We start from the raw sequence: 24,408 nt of genomic DNA on the forward strand, positions 1-24,408 counted from the left end.
GTCCTCCGTTACCGCCGTTTACAATCTCATTTCGACCATTCGGTATTCCTTTTCGCTCAGACGGTCCACCTGAGGGATGACGAATCGGTTTCCGTCGACGTCGATAATCAGCAGGCGGTTCTCCGCCGCGAACTTGACGTTGCCGCTGCCGTTTCGCACCGTAAACCTGCACAGTCCGGCAGTCGTTGCAACTTCCCAATAGGAATAGCCGAACTCCTCGGTTACGGCAATAACCTTCGTTATTGCCGGCGTGAAATAACGGATTATCATCTGCCTTTCAATCAGGGAGGCCGTGCCTTGGGGAAAATCGTCAAGATGGCGGATCATGCCGATCTCCTTGTTATCCGCCGTACGAATCGACAAGAATGAGCGCTGGTTCGTATGCGGAAAGGAACAATGCACGTAAACCGGCGAATGCACTTCGCCCCCGGTACAGACCGATAGCATACGTCCGTTCGTCTCCGTAAAATCCGTATTGCCCGGGGTCAAATATCGGATGCCTGCCGCATCCGCCAGCTCTGTCCCCCGATGTTCGTCCATCGTCGTCATGCGATGATCTCCCCCTTCATTCTGAGCGCTTCGTCATGTTTGCGGACCAGTTCCCTATAGACGCCCTCCATCGCCATCAGCTCGTCGTGCGTGCCCTCTTCGACGATGACGCCTTTATCCATCACAACCAAGAAATCGGCTTGCCTTAACGTGGACAGCCGGTGGGCGATCGCGATCGTCGTCCGTCCTTTGACAAGCGAATCGAGCGCCTGCTGAATTTGCAGCTCCGTCTCCGTATCGAGCGAGGCGGTCGCCTCGTCTAGAATGAGCACCTTTGGGTTGTGCAGCACAGCCCTGGCGATCGACAGCCTCTGCTTCTCCCCGCCGGACAAGCTGTAACCGCCCGATCCGACCTGGGTATCATAGCCGTCCGGCAGCTTTTCGATGAAATCGTGCGCATTCGCGATTTTGGCCGCATGCAGAATGTCCTCCGCCTGGCAATCGGGATCGGCGTACGCGATATTTTCGGCGATGCTGCCCGAGAACACATAGACATCCTGGGATACGATCCCGATATGACGCCGTAGTGAAGCTGTCGAAAGATCCTTGACATTGACGCCGTCGATCCGGATTTCCCCCTCGGTTACGTCGTACAATCGCGACACCAGATTGACAAGCGTCGATTTCCCCGCACCCGAATGGCCGACGACGCCGATCATCTGCCCCGGTCTCGCGCACAAGGACACCTGCTTCAAAATCGGTTTGTTCGGCTCGTAGCCGAACGAAACGTTATCGACCACGATATCGCCTTTCATCGCCGGCAAATGAACGGCGCCAGGACGCTCGGCTACATCCGGCACGGCATCCTGGATCTCGAAGATACGCTGCGCCGCCGCCATGCAATTGGACCACCAGCCGACGATATTGTTCATGAACTGAATCGGCCCGTACAGCATCATCATATAGTTGACGAACGTCAGCACGGCGCCGAACGACATCCGGCCTTGCATCACGTACCAACCGCCGAACGCCCAGATCAAGATCCCGCCCGTCTGCGTCAGAAAATTGAGCACCGGGAACACGGTTCCGCTCAATTTGTTGAAACGCTGTTCGGCCCCGGAGAATGCATCGTTCGCCCGCTGAAAGCGGCGGATCTCCACCTTTTCTTTACCGAATGCCTTGACGACCCGCGAGCCGCGAACCGAATCGCTGATGATTGAATTCAGGGCGCTCACCCTGCGGTGCCTTCGCCAGGACAAGCGCCACAGCTTCGGAAACGCGCTCCGGACAAGCCAAAGGACCAGCGGCATCGGCAGCAGGCAAATCAGCGTAAGCCGCCAATCCATCCAAAGAAGCACGGCGGTGATGCCGATGATGTTCAACGCATTTACGATGAAATAAGAAAGCCCGTCTACGAAGAAATATTGCAGTTCCTGTGCGTCGTTATTCACTCGGGTCATGAGATGACCGGTCTGCCTACCATGAAAAAATCGAGCGACAACCGCTGCAACGCGGTAAATACGGCCGATTTCAAATCGAATGCGACCTTTGCCGCCAGTTTTGCGATAATGGTGCCGAACAAGACCCCGAATAACAGCGATAGCGTTCGGAATGCGAGAATGATCACAATGACAAGACCGATCTTCCCCGCGAAAGCGCCACTTCCGGCAAGCGCCTGATCAAAAAGCACCGTGCCTTGAAAATAAGGAATGACGAGACCGGTCGCCGAATTGAGCAGCATAAACAACACGATAAAGAAGATGGACAGCTTATACTTGCCCGCAAACGACAGCAAACGTGCGAAGACGGCATGCCTCTTCATGCATTTCGGGCAGAATGGCCTGCCTTCTTCAGGGTACATCAATCCGCATGTCGGACAGGAAGCCCCTTCCGATTCCTCGTTTTGTTCGAAGGCCTCCAACCGCTCGTTTTTCTTCATTTTGTCGAAGGCTCCCGCAAATCGGACGGCCTGTTTCATTTGACCGCTCGTGAATGCGCCGATCACTCGCTCTTCCCGCTCCTTGGCCACGACCATGCCGGAAGCGACCAGATTAACGATGACCAGGGATTCCAATCGTTCGACGGGAATGCGTTCCCATGCCCAATCGATGGAACGGTCTCTCCCCGGCTTGCCAGCGTCCTTGCTCCGGCGGGCTGCATCACTCGAAAACGTCTTCTCCTTCGAAGTGACGCTGCCACGAAAGATGTGAAGATATTCCCGGGACAAGACGAGATATCCGTCCGTATAGCCGCCGTCCGGCAACCGGTCACACTCCATCCAGTGCACCAGATCAGCGACTTTTGTACCTTTTCTGTCCAACATGGACATGATTTCCTTCGGCAGTAACGTCATGATCTTTTCGCCTTTCGGTCATTTTGGCTGAAAGTAAAAAGCCCGGCCATAAACGGACAAGGCTTCCTTGCACATTAGCTATCTTTAAAAAGGTGCTGAGAAAAATGATACAAATCGCTCTTCCATACGGACCAATCATGTCCGCCAGGTTCCTCAAACCAAATATGTGGAACCTGGTGCTCCGCCAAATACGCATGCGTCCGGTCGCTAATCGGCTTAAGACTGTCTTCGTCGCCGCATGAAAGCCACAGCAATTTGAGCCTGGCCGACGCTTCTTCCGGATGCGGGACGATCTGTTCAGGAGATTTCGTATTGGGAGCCGGGGAAAAAGCGCCGATCCATGCGAAACGGTCGAGGTGCTTCAAGCCGATATTCAAGGATTGCCCCCCGCCCATGGACAACCCCGCAATCGCACGGTTTTCCCGACCTGTCGATACCGAATAACGCGACTCGACAAAGGGAATCAGGTCGTTTAGCAAATCGAATTCGAACGTCTCGAATGCTTTCACTTTGTCCGGATCAAACAGGTCCCCTTCAGCCCGATCGTTCGGCATCGCACGGCCATTGGGAAAAACGACGATCATCGGCGCGAGTTTCCCATCCGCGCATAGATTATCCAGAATTGTCTGCGGATCCGCATGGCGGTGCCATTCCGACTCATCACCACCGATCCCATGCAATAAATAAAGCACGTTGTACGTTTTATCATCGCCATACCCTGGTGGCGTATAGATCGTCGCCTTTCGAAAGTTGCCTACCGTTTCGGATGCATATTCCACCGTTTCGATTATTCCCCTGTCGATATGTTCCCGCGGCCGATCGTATCCAGCCAATGCCGGTGCCGTCTCCTTCATATTCCTCTCCCCTTCATCTTATTGATTTAGCGCCGGTTAATGCCCAATCAAGCCTACCCTTGGAACTTTAAGCTATCGCAATCCTACGGGACGTAACCGAAGCCCAAAATCGTGAATCGCTTATCCTCGTGCCCTTCCGCCATTTGGATCTCTACCACATGTTCTTCTGACTTGGACTCATTGTATAAAATCACGGCGCTGCAGTGCGTCCAATTGACTTCATGCGGATCGGCGGTCTTCTTCAGCTTCCTGTCTACCCATATGTTCGCGGTCCCGAATGCCCGGCTTCCGGAATCTTTATACACAAGGATAAGACTCTTGCTCCGGATGGTCATTTTAAAGCTGTGCTTGCCGGAATCGGCCGTATGCATCCAGTTGTGCGGGAATTGCGGCGTCCCGTATGCATGATCGTCCATTTCCGCCGTCTGCAGATCCGTGTCGGTGTCCGAAAAACCGCCAAGATCAATGCGGGCGAAACGGTCGCCATTCCTGCGATCGAGCAGCTTCGTTAAAGCGAAGTCGTTTCCGATCAGCGGAGGCTGTACATCCGTGAAGTCTTCCTTGTCGGTGGGGGAACGATCGGTTACCTCAAATAACCAGCCCAAACAATCGGCCATCACCCGATGTCCTGCATTGGTCGGATGATATATGTCGTAGAAAAACTGCCTTTTCGTAATCACGTTTCCTTGCTCCTTGCTGTATCGAAACTGTTCCGTGACCGCATCCTTCACGCTGACCATCGGAAGGTTGTAATGCCAGCCTACGGGGGCTAGCCGGTCTTGAAGATTCCAGTCGTTCACGAATACGCTGAACAGCAAAATCACCGCCGGCTTGTGATCGGCACGAAGAGCCTTGAGGACCAGGCTCTCGTAACAGTTTCCTTTCGTTTCGTCGCCGGCGTCGTTGACGGCAAACTCGACGATCACGATATCCGGCTGTACCTCCCCTTCTCGAAGCACATCCCGATCATAGCGGACGATGCCCAGCTCCGACGGCGTGCCGCCTACGCCGGCTTTGATCAGACGCATCGGGCTGTCGGCGGCTGGTGCAAACCTTCGCTTGAACAGCTCATAGGATTGGTATGCGTAGCATTGGGAATGGAGCGGGACAGCACCGGCCCCTTGGGTGATGGAACCACCGATATAGGCGATGGTTACGGGCTCGCCTCGCTTCGCTTTTTCGATCGCCGCTTTTAGTCGTTTGTTATGGCCAGGGCTTATGAGCGATTTCTTAATCATGTCTTGATATGCTTGTGATTCCACATCGACCGGCGGGTCGGCTGCAACCTCGGGAACTTGGTAACCGTCACGAAGATAGAATACGATGCTTGCCGTTGCCAACGCGCCCCCTCGCTCAAACTCCAAGACGAATTTGCCCGGAACATGGTCATCCGAATATCGACACTCGTCGTCATCCAGAACCAAGAGCGTTTCCGTTCCGTTGGCTGGACAGGTTATAGTCTGCCGGGATCCCGTTTCGTATGGATTCGCTTTTCCCCAGTTCCAAAATGTGAATAGGGCGCTCGATACGTCTCGTTCATGAGCATGAACGGAGATCCCGATACAGTCCACCAGCCGGCGGAGACCGCTGCTGCTCTTTAGCAGCTCAAGAATGGTTTCATCCGTCACACCTCCCGTAAAACGGGCTTTATCGACGAGTTGGCTCCCGTCCAGGTAAATCTCTTGCGTATACTTCCCATCGGGACGAATCGTCGCTTCGATCATCGTCTCATATAGGATGTAAAGTCCGCGGCGTCCGACTTCCGGATCCTGCGGTGCGGCCGGGCCTTCCGTTTCATTTGCCGCTGTCGTCCCATGGTCTGCCATGGCTCGTCATCCTCCTGCTCTACCGTTCGGCTTTTTCGTAGCGGAAATAATCGAAGTCGGCATGGCCGCCGATTTGCGTGGTGGCATAATAAAATAACCCGATCCGATAACCCATAAAGTGATCCAACGTATACCGCATGTTCAGCTCTCCGCCGATCGGCATCCACTCCGACCCGTCGACAGAATAATGAAAGGAAGCCACATCTTTGCTGTTTTCATAATCAAAATGGATTTTCAAATGCACATCCCTGCCGTGAAAACGTACGGTTTCCAGCTCCTTCTCTAGGCCATCCCCATCGTTCACGCTCATCCCGATGAACTTGTCGCCGTTTTCTGCCACCTTAACGCCTACGGTGCCGAAATGGCTTTGCAGGGCAACAAGCCCAGCTCGATCGCCCGGCTTCATACGATCCGTATCCAGCAAGGCCAATCCCATGCAAGCAGGCCCTTCCGTACGCTGCGTTAACGTATTGCGCGCCTGAAGCACGCCTGCAGCCAAGCTGCCCGTCGTCAGTCTTAGGAAACCGGGGCGTTCGGTCACCGACCACAGCCGATGATCCGGGTTGTGGTTCCACTGCCAATTCAGCGCCAGTTTATCCGATTCGTATTCGAATTCGTCGCTGATCACGAGCGGCTTCGCCGCGCCTTGCGGCAAGTCGACATCAAACCGTTCCGGCACCTTGCCTTCCATGCCGAACATCGGCCAATCCTCCTCCCAGGCCACCGGCACCAAGCACGGGATTCTGCCGACGGCATCATGATCCTGGAACAGCATCGCGTACCACTTGCCATCCGGCGTGTCGAATATTCCTCCCTGGGCAATTCCCTTGTTACGGTATCCGAGATCGTCATCCAATACGATTCTTCGTTCATAGGGGCCGAGCAATTCCCGTGACCGGTAACAGATTTGTCTGCGCCGGCCGTTGCCGAAGCCTGCTTTCGGCCATTCAATGAACAGCAAATAATAATAACCGTTGATTCGATAGGCATGGCAGCCTTCGCAGCGAAGTCCGATACCCTCCGCTTCCGTTTTGAACAGCAGCTGGTGGATTCCGTCCGATTTAAGAGCCGTGGTATCCGCGGTCAACTCGGTGATGTAAATATCCCCGTTGCCGTAGATTACGAAGACGCGGTCATCATCGAAGAGCAGGCCCGGATCATGCCGAAGTCCGTCGATGACCGAACGCTGCCACGGCCCCTGAACGATATTGTCCGTGCAGTACAAGTAAAATTTCCTGGTATCGTTGCTGGAGAAACAAACATAGAATTTGCCCTGATGATAGCGTAGGCTGGCCGCCCAGGATCCTTGCCCGTATATATTTTGGCCGTCTTCCAAACGATGGGCCTCATTGTCTTCGAACGTATCATATACGTAACCGACAATTTCCCAATGCATCAAATCCTCGGATCTCATGATCGGACAGCCCGGCATCGAATGCATGCTGGTGCTGACCATATAATAAGCATCCTCTGCGCGGATGACATCCACATCCGGCACGTCCGCCCATATGATCGGATTTGTGATCAATGTCTTGTTCATAGATGGTTTCTCCCTTCAACTATTGGAGACTGCTGGGAACGGTGCGCGATCAAACATCCTGAAATGTCTGATCTGCCTTGGCTTCCTTCAACAGGTTCCAGTAAGATTCCTTCGGACGATGATTCTCATCGAAGACAAACGGCCAATTTTTGCGGCCCCTTACCGGAAAATGATCCAGCCAGGTATAATCGTCCGCCGCGCCCCAGAAGGTTACGGAAGTTATGCTGCCGCTGTACTCTTTAAGCAGCCGGAACAATTGTCCGTAACGCTCCGCCTGGCGCTCAAGCATGTCTTCCGTCGGCGCCGCCAGATCGGTCCGCTTATCCTCATGCGTGAAAACGGATACGTCAAGCTCCGTTATATGGAGCATCAGGTCAAGGCTTGCATATCTTTCGATGGCCCTGCGGATATCGTCAAGCGAAGGGAACTCCAGATTCCAATGAGCTTGAAGCCCGACGCCGTGAATCGGCACATCCTGCTCCTTTAACGATTTAAGGAGCGCGTAAATCTTCTCCCTCTTCTCCGGTACGGATTCGTTGTAATCGTTATAAAACAGCAGCGCTTGCGGATCCGCTTCATGCGCGTATTCGAATGCCTTGGCGATAAAATCCTGCCCGATTGACGCAAGCCACGGGGAAGAACGAAGAAGTTCGCTTCCGCTGTCGGCAATGGCTTCGTTCACGACATCCCAAGCATGGATATCTCCGTGATAACGGCCAACCACCTCATCGATGTGCGCTTTCATCCGCGCAAGCAGCAGCTCGCGGCCGGCTTTTCCGCCGGAGCTGTTTTGAAACACCCATTCCGGCGTCTGATTATGCCATACGAGGGTATGTCCTCGCACCGCCATTCCGTTCGATTTGGCAAACGATATAATCTGGTCGGCTTGCTCGAATGTATATACCTCTTCCGATGGGTGCAATCGCTCGAATTTCATTTCATTTTCCGCCGTAACGCTGTTGAAATGGTGCGTCAACAATTCCTTTTGGGTCACCATCGTGATCGGATTCACGGCAGCTCCGATGTTGAAGCTATTTCCAAAGGCTTCATGAAGCTTGGGCAGCTTCTCCACATTCATTCTCATCATTCGGCTTTCTCCTTATCACGTTTTTTTCGGTAATCGGCATCGAGCTATAAAATTGTTTATCCATAATTCTTGCTCGACTCTGCGGTAACGTCTGTTTATAACTCGGTCTTCGCCGCCTCAACAACGGCCCAAAATGCCGGTTTGGGCTGATGTCGTTGATCGAACAGCAAAGGCGCATTGGTACGTGCGACCGGAAAACCATGAAGCCAGGTATGATCGTCGGCGATGCCCCAAAATACGACGCCGCTAAGAATGTCCTTGTTTTGGCGGAATGCCTTAAACAACTCGCCATATCGTTCGGCTTGCAGGTTTAGGATTTCTTGCGGGAGATCTTGGCCGTAATCGCTGCGGTCGTTCCAGGCATAAATGCTCATGTCGAGCTCGGTGACGAGATTGTCGAGGTCAAGCTCCGCGAATTTTCGCATCGACGCGATGATGGAATCCACCGATGGACCATACATGTCAATATGCGTCTGATGTCCGACACCGTCGATCGGAACACCTTGCTCCAGCAAATCTTTCACCAGCTGAAACAAACGGTCCCTTTTCACAGGGTTATCCGTTCCGTAATCGTTAATATAGAGCTTCGCTTCAGGTCCTCCGGCTTCCCGAGCCGCTCGAAAAGCCGTTGCGATGTAATCGGTACCGGCAATTTTATACCAATCGCTCGCGCGCATCCCGTCCGGATCCCCGGGTTCAATGACTTCATTCACCACGTCCCATGACGTAATCTCGCCCTTATATCGGCCGACGATCGTCCTTACGTGGGTATCCAGGCGTTCCAGCAGCAATTTTTTGTTCGCTTCCTGGCGCTTGGGGTCTGTCTCATCCACCATCGGCTTGCCTTCCGCATCTTGGAAAAACCATGCACCAACTTGGGTATGCCAGACCAGGGTATGGAAACGGACTTGCATGTTGTTCTCCTTGGCAAATTCCACGATTCGGTCGGCGTTCGTCCATTTAAACTGGCCTTCCGATGGCTGGATCGCATCCGGCTTCATTGCGTTCTCCGCCACCAGCCAGCGGACATGCTTCTTCAGCAGCTCCGACGATGGGCCGTTGGTCTGATTCGGTTCGATCGCGGCGCCGATCGGAAAATCCTCCTCGAATAGTTCATGAAGCGATGGAATATCTTGCCGTACAGACGGTTGTGCCTGCGGTTCAGTAGACGCGGGTTTGTTTGCCCTAGCTGGGGATTCGGCACTCGAATTCCCGTTCGACGCTTCGGAGTTCCCCCTTAGCTCCGCGGCTCCTTCCTCCAGTGTTCCTTGTGCCTGACTTTCCGCGGCCTGCTTGTTGCGGCTGTCCATATAGGACACGATTAAGAGGAGAACAACGGACGCTGCCACCGCAGTTGCCACTGACGTTACCGCCCATCTGCCGAGTTTAGACATACGAAGCAAAACACTGCCTCCTTTCCGCTTCGAGCAAAAAACAGAAATCCGGTACGGAACCCGGAACCCCGCCCGAATGGTCATAACTCCATATTAGCGCTTACATTGTTTTTGCAACAACCTGCCAAATTGGGGTCCTTCACCCGTCCAATCTCAGGTTGTCAAAATTTCTTACGCGTTCACATACCGGTTATATTCAGTAAGAAGTAAATATCGGTTAGAAATATAAAGATCGGCACATTGTGATCCAGCCTTCCGTTCCCCATAATGTTATCAAACCGTATGTAAGCGTTATTACAAAGAAGTTAGGGGGAAGCATTGTGCATGATATTCTGCTTGTTGATCTGGAAACTCATGATGTAGAAACACCGGGAAGCCCGCCGGATTGGAATGATTTGAGATGCTCGCGGTGCCGCTGCGTCAGGTCCTCCTCGTCCGCTATGCAATTCGTTGCCTTGGAGCCTTACACGGTAGTAATTATCCATGCGTTCGGTTCAGATTCCGCAGGCATGGAGTTATGCGAACAAATCCGGTGCGTAAGCCGAGTCCCTATCATTGTTGCCGGAGGCAGCACGGACTTTTATTGGACCCGGAAAGCCTTGCAGCTGCAAGTCAACGATTATTTGCCAGCACCGTTCACGATCGAAGAGCTCAGATCCAGCTTGCAGATGATCACGCCGGCAACCGATTCCGGTAACGGGAATCCGTGTCTTAGAGTGTCCCATGTCCATGCGGAAAAGGAGGATCAGGTCATTCAAGAGGTCAAGGGATACTTGGAAGATTCGAAGTATCAAAACGTCACCTTGAAAGAAATTGCCGAGCGGATGCATTTCAACTACTCCTATTTAGTCCAAAAATTCAAGTTCCACGAGAAGATGACCTTTAACGAATATCTGTTGCAGCAGAGGATGGAGAAAGCGAAATTCTTGCTGGTACACACCGACATGAAGATATACGAAATCGCTGACATGGTGGGTTATAACGATATGGACTGGTTCTATAAAAAATTCAAGTCCTATGCCGGCGTAAGCGCTAACATGTTTAGAAAAATGCATGGATCGCAGACAGTTCAGATCGCCTCTGGCCAGCATTAACTTGTACGTACATTATAACCTCGAAACCTAAAAAAGGCGCTGCTTTTTTCGAGAGCGCCTTTTTAGATTGCAATCATGTTATTAACGAACAGGCAATATCAGCAATCAATGATGAAATTTCCATGCTTCGAAATCAAATAGCCTCTGATCCCGCTGCCCGGTAAATACGAAGTAAAGATGATGGATGCCGGATGCGCCCGAAACCTCTATGGAGAATTCCCTACGCTGTTCCGTACCGGATGAAGGCGGTACGTCCACCGTGCCGATCCGTTCTCCATCCGGACGATCCAGCCGAAGCTCCAGCCGCCCTCCCGCATATATACCCGAGACCCAAGCCGTAAAAGCAGATGCTCCTTTCCCGAAATCAGCATTGGCCACAGCGATCCAATCCTTGTCATGGATGTCCGTGACCGTCAGTATCGGGCCGCCCTGCGAGTCCTCAGCAGCCGTAGACGTATCGACTTGAATTCCGGCATTCCATGCCATCGTTACCGCCTCCGTTCGTTGGAAAGGATTGAGCGGCTGGATCCCTTTCACGCCTTCCATGTCAGCTTCAATCTCCCTGATGGTACCCTCCGGCTCGAAATAAACCCGGTTCAGATGGGTTGAGCGATAGCCTTTGGGAACCCCCATGGACTTCGACAACGTTTGGGCGTGATAGGCAATATACCAGTTTTGTCGGAGCTGAAAGATGACGTGATGATTATTCCCTCCGACCCCGAAGAAATGCCCTGGATTTTTCAAAATAGTCCCTTGATACGTCCAGGGTCCCATCGGATGCTCGCTGACCATATAAGCGATCTCGCCTGGAGGAGGACTGTTCTCCGGCCGCGTTCCTCCGGAGAAATTGGAACAGTACGTATAGTAATACCTTCCACCAAACTTGTTGATTCCTGAATCCTCGAACATATAAGGAGCCGGAATCGTGACGGCTTCTCCAAGCACGCTGACCATATCTTCGCCAAGCTGCATGACGCGTGCCGTATCCGGCATTTCGGCTTTGCCTTCCGGAACGCCGCCGCCAAAGTAGATATAGGCTTTCCCGTCATCGTCAACGAGCACGGCGGGATCAAACAACCACGTGACTCCTTCCACGCCAGGCGTGTTTCTTGTGATCAGCGGCTTTCCTATAGGATCTATCCACGGGCCAACGGGGCTGTCGCTCGTCAGTACACCGATGCCGCTGGCATTGTTGGCAAAATAGAGGAAGAATCGATCTTCCCCGTGAATCACCTTGTGCGCGGCCGCTGGTGCCCATGATTGCGTTGCCCATGCGGCAGCGCCGGTCGGTCCTGCAACCTGGATTGCGCCGTGATCGGTCCAATTGACCAAATCCGAAGAAGAGATGACGGACAGCTTGTTGATCGTGCTGTAGCTGTTGTCCTTGACGTTCCCGTCACCGTCATACTCTAGTGCGTCATACGTGTTATATAAATATACACGTCCGTCTACTGCCAGCGCATAGGGATCCGCGCCGAATTTATGCGAGACGACCGGATTCCCATTCGGAGGAATCTTGCCGATCGCGACCGCGTACGGCTCGCTGCGGGTGCTGTCCGCATCCCGAATCCTATCCATGCCGCTGCTGCCCTGGTCCATCATTTCAGTTCCCGCCTTGCCTGCTTTGATTTCATCACTCATCTTGTCACTCAACTCCTGGTTTAACAGTTTTGAATCGTCTTGGCCACGATTCGCAAGGTTTGCAAAGACAAACATTATGCAAACGAACGCGAATACGGTAGATATGACCAGTAACGGCTTTACGGGCTTCATCCCTGAACACGCCCTCCTCCATCGTTACTTGGCGACCTGTCATTCCCATTACGGGTCGACATTCCGGAAGTGGTCGTAAAAAGTGTACCTCTTGCTAAGCAAGGCAACAACCCGACATTCCATCTGAAAACACCGGACTAATGGTAGGTGGCCGGCCTAATTCACGAGATTGTCCCGGTACTCCTGAGGCGTTAACCCCGTCGCCTTTTTGAAGAAGCGGGTGAAGGAATGGGCGGCATCGTATCCGACAAGAGGAGCCACGTCCCTTACTTTCAAATCCCCTTCCTTAAGCAGCTCCTTGGCTCTTCGTATTCGGCATTTTTCGATATATTCGGAGATGTTGATTCCCCGTTCTTGCTTAAACAAGCGCGATAGATAGGACGGATTGAAATAATAGCGTTCGGCAAGATGCACAAGGGTCACGTCCTGATCCAAATGCTCCTCGATATATTGACATACCCGATCAATGACATGCGCCGTTTTGCCTCGCTCATCCATTCGTTTGAAAGCGAAGATATCTTCGGCCGTTCGCCTCAAATACCGAAAAGCTTCCTTCATGGAATCATGGCCTTCCAAGTCCAGCAGCTTTCCCCGTTCACCGGTCGGATCCTGAAGACCTAGCCGGGTCAGCTTCGCATACAACACCAGCGCAATAGAATAATAAGCTTGGGCAGCGTGCTGATGAAGATCGTCCACGGTCAGCACGAATTCCGACATCTGCTCCAATTCTTCCATAAATTCATTTTCCCTTCCGGCCTCCAAATGTGCTTCCAAGATGTCCGCCTTATGACTCGCCTCCACTCCTTCCTTGCAGTGCGGCGATTTGTCAGAGTCGGTTTGATCCTTGAGAATCATCGGAATTCCGTCGCCCATCTTTAGCTGCTGCAGCCTTCGCAGCCGTTCATACTGTGGTGTCACATCCTCCCACCGGCACGGGAAGCCGCTTATGGTGAACGATACGGTAAGTTCAAGAGAATCAAGGCAGGCTTCCTGGATGAGTTCAAGCGTACCCTCCAAATAAAGAACCAGACGATCCCCGGTTGGGTTCTCGGACCGCGGCTGGAGCAGCCATAATAAATCCCCGTGTTTGTCCACGACGCCGATGCTGCGGACATGCTCCTCCATAAAAGAATTCCATATCCATCTTACCGATCGATGGCCATTTTTCTTTTCTGCATATGCTTTGCCTGCTGAATACGCTACGCGGCCAAGCGCTAACAGTACAGGGAGTTTCGGATCCAGCCCAATGTTCAAGGTTTGGAAATCGTCAATCATCGCTTCGTTATCCGCTCCAAGCAAGCTGCTGTCCGCTACGAATTGCCGGAAGTACTCCCCCTGCTCCATCCACTCCAGCGCTTCGATCTGCATGCGAGATTGCTTAAGCCATTCTTTCATGCGGTTGCCGCTCTCGATTTCATGGATAACTTCCTTCACGACCTCCATGACCTTATCGAAACCTTCCGTCTTCAACAAATAGCGAATATTGGGCATCTGGATCGCTTGATAAGCGTAATCGAAATTACTGTACCCGGTCAGAAAGATAATTCTGCACCTTGGCCAGAGAGCGCGGATGCTCTCCGTCAATTCCAATCCGCTCATGCCCGGCATGCGTATGTCCGTCAGAACGATGTCGATTCTCGTGCGCGACATCCAATTCAGCGCTTCCTTGCCGGAGTAGGCCCGGCAAACATCAAGCTTTTCGGGCATCCATTGATGAAATACTTTGAACAAACTGTTCGTAATAATCTCTTCATCGTCGACGACCAGCAATCTATACATGTCCATTCCCCTCCGTCAGCCTGATTCGAATCTGGACCCTCAATCCATTCAATGGACTTCTTGAAAGAACTAATCCGCTGCTTTCCCCGTACGTTAAAGCAATTCGCCGATGGATGTTGATAAGGCCCGTCACTTCAGGGGATTCAGAGGATTCAACGGATTCGGACGTCCGTTCAAGCCGCCTGTTTAGCGCTTCGATTTCGTTATCCGTCAGCCCGTTCCCATTTTCTTCAATCACGATGGAGGCTTCGTCATTATCCAAATGAAACGCTACATGCAGCAAACCTTCATCCTGCATTTTTTCGAGACTGTGCTCATAGGCGTTTTCGATAATAGGCTGAATGATCAATCGCGGCACCTTGATGGTCTCCATTTCCTTCGGCAGCTCCCCGAATTGAACGCGGATCCGCCTTGAGAATCTGAGCTTTTGAATCTCGGTATAAATGCGGGAATGCCTTGTCTCTTCCAGCAATGGAACGTTGTCCGCATCATTGCGGGTAATGAATCGAAAATATTCTCCAAGCATGTTCGTGAACAACTCGATTTGCGCGACATCCCCCGTTTTGGCCAGGGAACTCAAGATGAAGAAGCTATTATATAAAAAGTGGGGATTGATCTGGGATTGGAGCTGTTTCAGCTCCGCCCTTTGCATCATGAGCTTATGCCTGAAATCCTGATCAATCAAATGCTGCAGCTTGATAAGCATATGATTGAATCGATCGTATAAATAGCCGAACTCATCCCTTTGTCCATGCCTGATCCGGATATTAAACAAGCCATCTTCCATTTTCCTGAAGCTTTGGACAAGCAGGAGCAGCGGTTTATGAACCAGCTTGTATGTCGATACGGCATAGATGGCGATGGCTAAGAGCGTCGTGCCTGCAAACAGCCAGGCCCAGACATAAAATTTACTTAGCGGCCGCTTCACCACCTCGGTAGGCAAGTAGGTGAACACGGATAATTTCAGCTTGTCGGAATACGCCTTATCGATCAGATACCTGCCTGTACCGATCGTTATCATTTGGCGATTCGCATTTGGGATGGCCTGCATGGCCCCTCCCATTAAACGATCCGCCTCCTCATGGCTGGCCAGAGCAAATCCGGACGGCTCGGAGACGATAAAAGCCCCGCTTTCCGGATATACGCTGATTTGCATCAGGGATTCCCTGAGTTTGCTCGGATCCAGTTCGATCTGAACGATCAGGAACGGCTCTTCCCCTTTTCTAGCTCCGTATTTAGCCGCTACAAGATGGAGCGTATCGTCGATCTGCAAGAGTCTCGCATTGCCGCGCGCCTTTCCTACTTGGACATTGTTATACCGCCTCGAGTCGAATGGGTTCATCCCGGTCATGGCTGAAATCGTTTTATCCATGCCGCGGATATGAACGAATACGTCTTTTATGTAGACACTGCTGTTTTTGATGGAGACCAGTCGAGGCAGCAAATAATGGAGGCTTGCTTTTCTATCGACCGTGCTCATCATCTCCCATGTCAGCGCCATTTTGTTGAGTTCCCCGTCCTGCAAAATATCGTATTGCTGTATTTCCAACCATTCGATTTCCCGGTTCAACCCGTCCAGGTAAGCCGAAAGCTGCGCTTGCGAATTTTTGGATATTTCCTGGCTAGCGTATTGGTAACTCCAGTTATACAGATAAACACCGAGAATGATAAGCGGAAGAATAACGAATAGATAGGTAGCAACCAATCGAATAAAGATGGTATTACGAATGGAATTCACGGGTAACTTAAGCAATTAAACTCCTCCGATGCGTGTGAATATGCTTGATGATTAGCCGCCTGATGGCCTTTGAAGCCAATCATGCTTGCGGGGCTCATGGTTCTATGGACGGCCTTTCTTGTCCTCATGCCATTGATTCACTTCGGCCGTAATGTCCGCGCCGCCAAGCCGATACCATTCCTCGACAAACCGGTCGAATTGGTCGACGGGTTCGCCGAGGATGATATTAACGAAGTAATCATGCTGAAGATTGTCCAGAATGTTTCTTCTTTCGATCATGGTTTCGGTCGGAGCGCCGGCAAATGCATCGAATAACAACTGATCGTTTTTCTCGTATTGGTCCAGGATACTCATCGCACCGGATGCCCCGTAGATTTTTTCCCATCCCCAGCCGGATTCGCTGTCTTCTTTCTTATCCATATATCGATCGATTCGGTCTTGTATGAATCCGGACTCACCTTGTAACTGTGACGTCGAGCCTTGTCGACGCGATTCGGCGATTTGCCGGTAGGCTTCGAGGTTTTTATCAGCAGGGAAAGGAGTCACGGGAGATAGACCCCACACGGGCGAGGAATCGTTGTAGTAAGTCCCGTACTCGGCCGTTTTGCCCCAATTTTTTTCAAGATGCAAATTGAACATTTTCAGAATCGCTTCCGGGTGATCAAAATCCTTTCTTACGGCGTAAAAAGAACTTGTGGTAAATTTAAGCGGAACCTTTGGCGCCTTGCCGGAGTCAGTAACAATGGGAAAAGCCTGCCACTCTGCATCCGGATCGCCGCTTCGGCTGGATTGAAACAAGAACGCTCCCCATTGCTCTCCATAGGCCATTCCGATCTTCCCATCGGCTATGAGCTGTTTTGCTTTGCTTCCGTTTTTAAAAATGAATTCACTCTCGATTTCATGGTTGCGATACATATCCTGAAGCGCTTTGAGCGCCTGTTTCACTTCGGGCTGAATGCCTCCGTATACGAGTTTGCCGCTCTCGTCTTCAAGCCATATGTTCGGGTAAGCTCCATAACCGGCCATGAATCCAGTTAAGCCCATGACGGGGTCCCACAAATATTGGGTAGCCGCTATTCCATAGGTGTCCTGTTGGCCATTTCCGTCGGGATCCTGTTCTGTAAACGCTTTCGAAATTGCCAGGACATCATCCATCGTTTGCGGAGGCAACAGTTCCAATCGGTCCAGCCAATCCGTTCGAATCCACAGAAACATCGCCTTTTCGATAGAGGAATCGGTCTCTGGTATGCCCATCAGCTTGTCACCGATTATGCCGGATTCCAGGGTGCCGCTCCCTTCCTGACGATGAACTTGCCGAGTCAAAGCTGAAGCATATTCCTCATAAGGCTGCGTCAGATCCTGGATCAGACCGGCATGACTCAATTGCCTAAGCTGCTGGGCATTGACCTTGACGATATCCGGAATGTCCCCTGAAGCCAGCATAATATCCAGCTTTTTGTGGTATTGTTCGCTTCTCACAGCCCATTTGTATTTGATTTGAATGCCAAGAACTTGTTCGTACAACTGACTCCAGCGATTGTCCTCCAGCGTTTCATCAGGCAATGCCTTCAGAATATCCTCCAAGCCGTCGCCGATTTCTCTCACAAGCGTGACTTCGATCGGCGGATGATAAACGCTTAATGACTTATCGTTGTAAACGCCCTCCCCGCGTGTTTCCGGCCCCCGATTGTGGTCGATACCGCTGCTTTGGTGACAAGACGCCAGTGTTGAACCAAACAGTAAAGCGCTTAGCATGACCTTGGAGAAGTTCTTTACGATGATCAGCAACAGATAACACCCTTTCCTATCGATTAATTGTATTATTATACTTTAAAGGCCCCGGCCCACAATAAACATTTTTTTACTTACTATCCCATTATTTACTTGTTGCTGCATGCAAGCAAAAACCGCCATCCCCTAGATTCGGGGTGGCGGTTTTCATCTTGAAATGTTAGCCTACGATACCGGTACGCTCGATACTTTCCACGAAGTATCGCTGGACGAACAAATAAATGACGATCAACGGAAGGATGGCCAGCAAGATGCCGGTATCCTGCACCATACTCAAATAAAAAGGGTCTGCCTTCGACGGATCGCCGCCCAGCATGATGGACAGATTGTACGGCAGCGATGAAAGCTGGGTGGACATGACCTTGCTTGAAGTCAGATACGTCGTCGTGTAGAAGCTGTCGTTCCATTGCCAGACGAAGGAGAACAACGTCGTGGTAATGACGGCAGGAATCGCGTTCGGCATCATGATGCGGGTAAAGGTGGTTCCGACGCCCGCGCCGTCGATATACGCGGCCTCCTCCACTTCTTTCGGAATGCCGCGGAAAAATTGTCGGAATATAAAAATGTACAAACCGGCTTTGAGGGAATTGGCCGTCAGCGAAGTCAGAATGAACGGCCAATAGCTGTTTAACAGATTGGCGGATTTCCCGGTTATGAGCGGGATCAAGCCCATCAGCGTAAAATCTTTCAGATTCAAGTATATAGGAATGAGAATCGTGGTTGGGGGCACCAGTATCGTCAGGATAACGCAAGCGAACATAAATTGGCTGCCCTTGAACTTCAAACGGGCAAAGCCGTATCCCGCAAGGGCGCAAGAAGCGGCTGTCAAGACCGTCGTCGTCGCCGACAGCGCAAACGTGTTAAACAGCGTTTCCCAGTAATCCATAATGCGGATGGCATCAAGGAAATTGCTCATCGTGAAATTTTCCGGAATCCATACGACGACCGGTGAATAAAGATCGGCCTTGTCTTTGACGGCCGTCGAGATTTTTTGCAGAATCGGATACAGAATGACAAAGGACAGGCCTGCGATCAATGTTAAACGTATGAAAGACCAGAGCCATCGTTTCCAATGTTCGAGCGATAGCCACCGAGATACCGGCATAGTATTCACCTTCTTCTATTCATGGTAAAAGACCTTCCTGGATACCAAATATGCGCTGATTAATAGGATGATAGTAATGGCTAAGAAATAAATCCAGGCCATCGCTGAGCTAAGGCCGAAATCGAACTGAACGAAGCCCGTGGTACGGATTAACTCTGTCAGCTCATTTCGGGAGAACGAGTCGATAATCGTATAAATCATATTGACCAGGATTAGCGGGCTAACCATCGGAAACGTGATTTTCCAGAAGGCTTCGTAACCCGTTGCCCCTTCCATCTTGGACGCTTCATACAGCTGGGGAGATATCGTCTGGATGCCAGCCAGGAATATGAGAATCTGTACGCCGGATTGGCTTACAATATCATAGATACGATCCACGGCTCCCGTTAAATAGTTTACGATGGTCTCGCTTACGCCGGCTTGAAGCATTAATCGCTCGAGCTCAAAGCTTCCCAAAGCGTTGATCAGCCCTCCGGAACCGGCATTCTGATCATTGATCGCCTGAACGAGGCTGCTGCTTTCCAGGGTCAGTATGACCCCGGAAGCAAGAATGACAGGCAGGAAGAATATCGATCTGGCAAAGGAACGGCCAAGGAATTTCTGATTCAGGACAACAGCCAGAAAGAGGCTGAAAATAACGATCAAGGGCACGTTCACCACCATATTAACAATCGCTTCGGTCAGCATTCGATTAAAGCTGGTGTTGACCGTAAAGGCGGTCACATAATTTTTCATCCCCATTAGCGTAATGCCGATTCCTTCGGAATTCGCGGTTACAGTGCTAAAACTGTAGATCAGGGAAGTCAGCAAAGGGATCAGGAAGAAAAATATAAAGCCGAGAAGCCAAGGCATAACATAAGCAATGCCCCATAAAGCCTTCTGTTTCCCATAGCTCCTTTGCTTTCCCCCCAATCGCTGGGTTATGAATTTCACGGCGCTTCACCACCTGTCACATAGCTTTCGGCTTCAATGGTTAGATCGTCAATCGTCACCGGTACATGATTATAATTCACGATGACATAAACGCCGCTCTCATATATCGTCTTGAATACGCCGTCAGCCAATTCGTCATGTCCGATGATCCGATCATGGCGAACCTTTTTCAGAAAAGCATTCACTTCCTCATAGATACGGGCGGCTTCATCGATCCATATCTCGTAATTGGCGGAGAACAAGTCGTTATGCGCCGTGTCCTTTATGTTGTGATTCGGTTCATAGATCCATTGGAAGTACACGCCGGAACCGTACTCCAAACACTTCAATATATACGGTTTGGGATCGGTATACGCAGTCAGATTGTAGGGTGAGCCTGTGTAATCGATATAACCGCGGACGACCATTTGATAGAACGGGATTTCCGCGTCCTCGATTTTAAACCTGCTGCTTGCCATGGGCGCGTGGGTGATATCGGTTAAGAAAGGCAGCGCATAAGCATTTCCTCCGTCAGCCATGACCTGAAGATTGGCATCTTCAATTTTTTGCAGCGCATCCTGAGACAAATGCTCGGACTCCGTGCGGTCAATTTGGCGGTGCTTGCGAAAATCGCTATCGAGCTCGGTGGCCAGATCACTCAGCGAAACGGCATTTGCGCCGTATTTGCCATAGTCCTTTAAGAAAGCTTCCGTGTAACTACCTATTAACCGCGGCGATATGACATAGGTCGGCGAACCGGTCCGATCCCGGCGATTCAATGCCGGATTGAATGAATAGAGCTCTGCGGGGACGCCTCGCAGCGTTCTGGCCGCCTCCTTCGTTACGTTGAACCCGGAACCGGACAATGCCGTAAGGAAGGCGACATCCGGATATAGCGTTACCCCATTCTCGTTAGCATAGGATAACAGACGCCGAAGTCCCTTCTCTCCCCCTACCTGCTGGTCAACGGAGACGCTGCCAGGTACCTCATGAGCCAGCCCCTTGTTGAACCAGCCGCTATACTTCAATTTGATGTCATGGATTCCACGCTGGCTCATGTCTGTCAGAATACTTTGCGCTTGTTCAAAGGTCGTGAGCGGCTCCAGCGCCCGATAGGGAATTCCTGCAAAATGCTTCTTCTTATAAATGCTGCCTACGAGCTCCAGATAGAACGGCATATTGTCCCCGTTCCTCTCGTCAATTGCGGGAAGACCGCCATGCTGCTCCAAATATTTCCTGTAATAGGCAGCAAGTCCTTGATAGGAAGCCGACTGCTTGCCCACGAAGGCATATCGGACCGTAAAATCGCTTCGCATCGGAGCTTCCTGAAATTTCGGAAGCGAGCGCTGCTGGCCGTTCGCATCCAGGCTTAAGTCGCCTTTGTTGATCACCGTGAACGTCGGGTAAACGTAGTTATAGCTGTTCAGTCTGCCGCTAACGTCAGCATTGATTGTCGCGGCCGAAGCCCCTTCCTCGATGATGCCGATAAATGCCCCGGCTTGACGGATGATTCCGAACACCGGCAGCCTGATTTCCTGGCTGAGTTCTGCCGTTTCGATGCGGCTCATGGTTCGGTCCGTTCCGTACACGTTCTGTTGGTAGGCTGGATACCGGGTCTTGCCGTTATTAAAATGGATCAGCGCCCCCGATCCGTCCGGAATGAAGATCGAGCCTTTTTCTTCCGTTCCCCCGGCACCGAAGAAACTCAGGAACGATATGGTGTTCACCGGATATTCAGCCGGGAAATCGATGCTGGAAACCGGGATCTTGGCGAGCAGACTGTCGCCGTCCAGCGTGTATTCAACCGAAGCATGAAATACCCGCGGTTCAGGCTTGGTCTGATCCAAATGGTTTTCCTCAATGTCGACCAGCAAATCTTCTTCGGTATACCCGGCATCCTCAAAGGCTTTAAGCGCCCGCTCCAGCTGAAGGCCTTTAAGCGCGCCGTCGGACCGGACATACATCCCCTGTTCCGCATCCTCGGTGTACGCGATTTTCAGCGTTCGCTGGCCCGTGCTGTCCAGCTTGCTTAACAGGTTCTGCTCGAAGCGCGACTTGCTGATCTTCATGGGCATGTCGTCGATTGTTTTCTTGTCCGAGCCGAACCGGTAGTTTACGCGAACGCCATTTGCGATTTCCTCCATGCCGATTTGTTTATAGGCCACGCTATCGGCATGCGAATTGACGGAGTTTATTTGTCCGAAACTATTATAAAAATCAAGCTTCAGCTGAGAGGACAACAAACTCTTGTTCACGCCTGCAGCCAGCGGATCCGACTCGCGCCCGGGAGGATTGCTGTGCCAAACTTCCCCGCTCGCTTTATGCACGACGGCGATCGCCCCCGTCTGATCGTCCGCTAGCAGTTGCAGTTGATCGTTCTCGGCGATGCCTTTCATGCCTTGGACTTTCGGATTGGCGAACGACGCCTTAAGGGTTGAATCGAGTTTAAACGTTTCGGTGAGCCTGTTGACTTGATCGCCACCTGCCTCATCGGGTCCTTTATCCGTACATCCGGCCATGATCAGCGCTGTCAGTACACTGGCAGCAAGCAGCATATATCTAGCGAAATTGCCCATTTTTCCTCCTCCTTAAGTTCTCATGACGAATTCTTGATAGATGACGGATATAAAGGCCACGATCTGTTGGACCAAGCTGAAAAACAGCAAGCTGATAAAAGCCATGAACCCCATGGCGACCAGGGTTAGCATCATAATTCCGATCGTTTTGGACGGGGAAAACTGATGTACGGTCATATTGCCGATAAACAGCAGATATACGAACCAAAGAACCGCAACGGAGTTGGAAAAATAATAGAAGGCGGTCTCTTGCAGCGAAACGAGATTGCTAAGCCAAATCCATGGAAATTGAATGATCACGAGCGGCAGAAGCGCAAAGCAGGTCGACGTGAAAATTTCGACGAATTTGCCTTCTCCGTCCATCAAGGTCGTAAGCGACCAGTTGGCCACGCACCAGAACAATACCGGCACGATCACATAGACGATTTCCATGAAGCTGTTCATGGTCTCTGGATTGTACACATGGACTAGAAAACCGCTGTACTGGCTCCCCAAAATGTTCGTAACGGCCACCAGGAACAATACGCAAAATGAAATGATCAACGTGAATTGTCGGTTGCGATCGTATTTCAGGTCCCAATAGCCTTCAAAGGGATGAACCATGAGATTTAGGGGGAATCGAATCCAATCCCTGCTCATGCGGAAGCCCCCTTTCTTCGTTCCTTCACTTTCCGAAGCCTTGCCGCGGCAAAAATACCGATTCCGGCTAAGAACAGCATGGTCATGATCAACGGAAAATGCTCTCTCATGACTTCTTTTCGATATAGCAGGAATGCTTTGGAATAGTTTTTTTGATCCAAACTGCGTTTAAAATGCTTCATGGCGTCCTTATAATCGCCTTGACGAAGCAAGGCTTTACCGATCCCCGCATAGGCAAAATCCAGATTGGCATTCATGGCGATCGTTCGATTAAACAACGCAAAAGCGGTTTCTTCCTCGCCACGGTAATAGCTTTTGACTGCTTCATTCAGCGTTCGCCCGTACTCGGTCGTTCGGAAGACGGTGATTTCGCCCAGCGCTTTATCCAGCACAAGAAAATCCTCGCCGATTCGATCGATGGCGGCCGGCGTATGAAACTGGCCCAATTGGTTCCCCAGCCCGCCGAATACGTACATCAGATGACCGTCCCCGTTGTAAGTGAACACCCGCCCTCGCTTGCCATCGAGAACGGAGTAAATCTCGCTGTCTGTAACATCGATATCGATCAGCTTAGAAGGACCTTCGCTGCTGATGTAAAGAATGTCGCCCTGCGGGTCGGAATACCCAGTTCTTCGTAAAATGTCGCTGCCTTGCGCGTTTAGCTTCTTAATGTTGTTCCCCCACTGGTCTCCGTTAGTGGCATAGATAAATCCTTCCGAATCAATATCCAGATTCGTAAACTCCGTAGGCGTAAACATGACCATCTGGCTTCGCTGCGCTTTAGTCGAGATCTGCTTCCAGAAATATTCGATCGGATCGATATAAACGCGATTCGCGCCAATGAAAGTAGTAAACGCCCCTTCGGCGTTGAATTCCATGAACCCGTCAAACACGCCGCCAGCCATGACATAAATTCGCTGCGCATGGTCCATTACGACCCGCACGGGTTCGAATTTAAACGAATCCTGCAATAGTTCCGACTCCGGCGAATCGATGATCTTGACCAGCTGAAAATCCGCATCTAAGTGAACCACCCGCTTGTTACCCGTGTCCGCTACAAGCACATCGCCGTCATCCGTCACGAAAATCCCTTGCGGTTGAAGGAATGTATCCGGCTTGCCCTCTCTCGTAAAGGAATCCACGGTGCTTACCAGCTTTAGATCACGGTCCAGCACAACGATCCGATTGTTGCCTGAATCCAGTACGTATACGCGATTGTCGGCGGCGACGTGGAGATCGCTGGGCTCTTGGAAAGGTCCCGTCCCCAGGTCCGAGCCGCTGATCCATTCGGTCGCCACATAAGCGGCCGGCGCTGCGACGGCATCGCCCCAATAGGAATAATTGTAGGAGTCCGCGGCGCTCTCGGCGCTTACGTTCCCCGTTCCTGCGCCAACCCCCAATAAGCAGCAGATCAAGATGAGGAGAGGCGTTTTCAGTTTGCGCAAGCTATTGATCAAT

At 51.4% G+C, this 24,408-nt stretch carries 18 protein-coding genes; 1 reads left to right on the forward strand and 17 read right to left on the reverse strand.

Annotated features, from left to right (window positions below):
- Window positions 1-18: 18 nt before the first annotated feature.
- From P0X86_RS16705 to P0X86_RS16740, 8 genes are all read right to left on the reverse strand, one after another.
- Window positions 19-549: a DUF1854 domain-containing protein gene (locus P0X86_RS16705; RefSeq protein ID WP_192571786.1), complete on the reverse strand. Its 531-nt coding sequence runs from the start codon at window positions 547-549 to the stop codon at window positions 19-21.
- A complete protein-coding gene (locus tag P0X86_RS16710; RefSeq protein WP_277745920.1) occupies window positions 546-1,949 on the reverse strand; it encodes an ABC transporter ATP-binding protein in 1,404 nt (467 codons plus the stop codon). Before P0X86_RS16710 ends, P0X86_RS16705 begins: the two co-directional genes overlap by 4 nt.
- Window positions 1,946-2,842 (reverse strand): 6TM ABC transporter family protein, encoded by an 897-nt coding sequence (locus P0X86_RS16715; protein ID WP_277745921.1) that lies wholly within the window; start codon window positions 2,840-2,842, stop codon window positions 1,946-1,948. Before P0X86_RS16715 ends, P0X86_RS16710 begins: the two co-directional genes overlap by 4 nt.
- A 74-nt stretch (window positions 2,843-2,916) precedes the next feature.
- Window positions 2,917-3,696 carry an alpha/beta hydrolase gene (locus P0X86_RS16720; RefSeq protein WP_277745922.1) on the reverse strand — a complete coding sequence of 260 codons (780 nt, stop codon included), beginning with the start codon at window positions 3,694-3,696 and terminating at the stop codon, window positions 2,917-2,919.
- An 83-nt stretch (window positions 3,697-3,779) separates the two neighbouring features.
- Window positions 3,780-5,522, reverse strand: a complete 1,743-nt coding sequence (locus P0X86_RS16725; protein ID WP_277745923.1) for an SGNH/GDSL hydrolase family protein — start codon at window positions 5,520-5,522, stop codon at window positions 3,780-3,782.
- 19 nt (window positions 5,523-5,541) lie between these two features.
- The gene (locus P0X86_RS16730) at window positions 5,542-7,062 is read right to left on the reverse strand and encodes a glycoside hydrolase family 43 protein (protein WP_277745924.1); all 1,521 of its coding nucleotides are present in this window, start codon (window positions 7,060-7,062) and stop codon (window positions 5,542-5,544) included.
- 49 nt (window positions 7,063-7,111) lie between these two features.
- Complete coding sequence (locus tag P0X86_RS16735; protein ID WP_481858300.1) at window positions 7,112-8,146, reverse strand: endo-1,4-beta-xylanase; 1,035 nt, start codon at window positions 8,144-8,146, stop codon at window positions 7,112-7,114.
- Window positions 8,147-8,244: 98 nt separating this feature from the next.
- A complete protein-coding gene (locus tag P0X86_RS16740; RefSeq protein ID WP_347177556.1) occupies window positions 8,245-9,543 on the reverse strand; it encodes an endo-1,4-beta-xylanase in 1,299 nt (432 codons plus the stop codon).
- Between the two features lie 320 nt (window positions 9,544-9,863).
- Here P0X86_RS16740 and P0X86_RS16745 point away from each other — a divergent pair, with 320 nt between their 5' ends.
- A complete protein-coding gene (locus P0X86_RS16745) occupies window positions 9,864-10,637 on the forward strand; it encodes a helix-turn-helix domain-containing protein (RefSeq protein WP_277745926.1) in 774 nt (257 codons plus the stop codon).
- A 105-nt stretch (window positions 10,638-10,742) separates the two neighbouring features.
- Here the strand turns inward: P0X86_RS16745 and P0X86_RS16750 are convergent, their stop codons facing one another.
- The 9 genes from P0X86_RS16750 to P0X86_RS16790 all read right to left on the reverse strand — a co-directional run bounded on the left by P0X86_RS16750 (window position 10,743) and on the right by P0X86_RS16790 (window position 24,407).
- Window positions 10,743-12,278, reverse strand: coding sequence for a glycoside hydrolase family 43 protein (locus tag P0X86_RS16750; protein ID WP_481858141.1), 1,536 nt, complete (start codon window positions 12,276-12,278; stop codon window positions 10,743-10,745).
- 288 nt (window positions 12,279-12,566) lie between these two features.
- Window positions 12,567-14,189 carry a response regulator gene (locus P0X86_RS16755; RefSeq protein WP_277745928.1) on the reverse strand — a complete coding sequence of 541 codons (1,623 nt, stop codon included), beginning with the start codon at window positions 14,187-14,189 and terminating at the stop codon, window positions 12,567-12,569.
- Window positions 14,182-15,942, reverse strand: a complete 1,761-nt coding sequence (locus P0X86_RS16760) for a sensor histidine kinase (RefSeq protein ID WP_277745929.1) — start codon at window positions 15,940-15,942, stop codon at window positions 14,182-14,184. The genes P0X86_RS16755 and P0X86_RS16760 overlap by 8 nt, the downstream gene beginning before the upstream one ends.
- Before the next feature lie 87 nt (window positions 15,943-16,029).
- The gene (locus P0X86_RS16765; protein ID WP_481858301.1) at window positions 16,030-17,682 is read right to left on the reverse strand and encodes an extracellular solute-binding protein; all 1,653 of its coding nucleotides are present in this window, start codon (window positions 17,680-17,682) and stop codon (window positions 16,030-16,032) included.
- Window positions 17,683-17,878: 196 nt separating this feature from the next.
- Complete coding sequence (locus P0X86_RS16770) at window positions 17,879-18,823, reverse strand: carbohydrate ABC transporter permease (protein ID WP_277745931.1); 945 nt, start codon at window positions 18,821-18,823, stop codon at window positions 17,879-17,881.
- A 15-nt stretch (window positions 18,824-18,838) separates the two neighbouring features.
- Complete coding sequence (locus tag P0X86_RS16775; protein WP_096773854.1) at window positions 18,839-19,756, reverse strand: carbohydrate ABC transporter permease; 918 nt, start codon at window positions 19,754-19,756, stop codon at window positions 18,839-18,841.
- Window positions 19,753-22,311, reverse strand: coding sequence for a DUF5696 domain-containing protein (locus P0X86_RS16780; protein WP_277745932.1), 2,559 nt, complete (start codon window positions 22,309-22,311; stop codon window positions 19,753-19,755). Before P0X86_RS16780 ends, P0X86_RS16775 begins: the two co-directional genes overlap by 4 nt.
- A 12-nt stretch (window positions 22,312-22,323) precedes the next feature.
- Entirely contained in the window at window positions 22,324-22,950 is a 627-nt protein-coding gene (locus P0X86_RS16785) for a Yip1 family protein (RefSeq protein ID WP_277745933.1), read from the reverse strand.
- Complete coding sequence (locus P0X86_RS16790; protein WP_277745934.1) at window positions 22,947-24,407, reverse strand: hypothetical protein; 1,461 nt, start codon at window positions 24,405-24,407, stop codon at window positions 22,947-22,949. Before P0X86_RS16790 ends, P0X86_RS16785 begins: the two co-directional genes overlap by 4 nt.
- Between the last annotated feature and the right edge of the window lies 1 nt (window position 24,408).

It is taken from the genome of Paenibacillus sp. BR1-192 (assembly GCF_029542445.1).
Lineage (GTDB): Bacteria > Bacillota > Bacilli > Paenibacillales > Paenibacillaceae > Paenibacillus_AQ > Paenibacillus_AQ lautus_A.

What these genes read in the sequence shown, in the direction of transcription:
- P0X86_RS16755 (WP_277745928.1), bottom strand. Translation starts at nt 14,189, where the DNA reads ATGTATAGATTGCTGGTCGTCGACGATGAAGAGATTATTACGAACAGT.
- P0X86_RS16705 (WP_192571786.1), bottom strand. Translation starts at nt 549, where the DNA reads ATGACGACGATGGACGAACATCGGGGGACAGAGCTGGCGGATGCGGCA.
- P0X86_RS16740 (WP_347177556.1), bottom strand. Translation starts at nt 9,543, where the DNA reads ATGTCTAAACTCGGCAGATGGGCGGTAACGTCAGTGGCAACTGCGGTG.
- P0X86_RS16715 (WP_277745921.1), bottom strand. Translation starts at nt 2,842, where the DNA reads ATGACGTTACTGCCGAAGGAAATCATGTCCATGTTGGACAGAAAAGGT.
- P0X86_RS16765 (WP_481858301.1), bottom strand. Translation starts at nt 17,682, where the DNA reads ATGCTAAGCGCTTTACTGTTTGGTTCAACACTGGCGTCTTGTCACCAA.
- P0X86_RS16725 (WP_277745923.1), bottom strand. Translation starts at nt 5,522, where the DNA reads ATGGCAGACCATGGGACGACAGCGGCAAATGAAACGGAAGGCCCGGCC.
- P0X86_RS16770 (WP_277745931.1), bottom strand. Translation starts at nt 18,823, where the DNA reads ATGCCGGTATCTCGGTGGCTATCGCTCGAACATTGGAAACGATGGCTC.
- P0X86_RS16735 (WP_481858300.1), bottom strand. Translation starts at nt 8,146, where the DNA reads ATGAGAATGAATGTGGAGAAGCTGCCCAAGCTTCATGAAGCCTTTGGA.
- P0X86_RS16780 (WP_277745932.1), bottom strand. Translation starts at nt 22,311, where the DNA reads ATGGGCAATTTCGCTAGATATATGCTGCTTGCTGCCAGTGTACTGACA.
- P0X86_RS16750 (WP_481858141.1), bottom strand. Translation starts at nt 12,278, where the DNA reads ATGAGTGATGAAATCAAAGCAGGCAAGGCGGGAACTGAAATGATGGAC.
- P0X86_RS16710 (WP_277745920.1), bottom strand. Translation starts at nt 1,949, where the DNA reads ATGACCCGAGTGAATAACGACGCACAGGAACTGCAATATTTCTTCGTA.
- P0X86_RS16720 (WP_277745922.1), bottom strand. Translation starts at nt 3,696, where the DNA reads ATGAAGGAGACGGCACCGGCATTGGCTGGATACGATCGGCCGCGGGAA.
- P0X86_RS16785 (WP_277745933.1), bottom strand. Translation starts at nt 22,950, where the DNA reads ATGAGCAGGGATTGGATTCGATTCCCCCTAAATCTCATGGTTCATCCC.
- P0X86_RS16730 (WP_277745924.1), bottom strand. Translation starts at nt 7,062, where the DNA reads ATGAACAAGACATTGATCACAAATCCGATCATATGGGCGGACGTGCCG.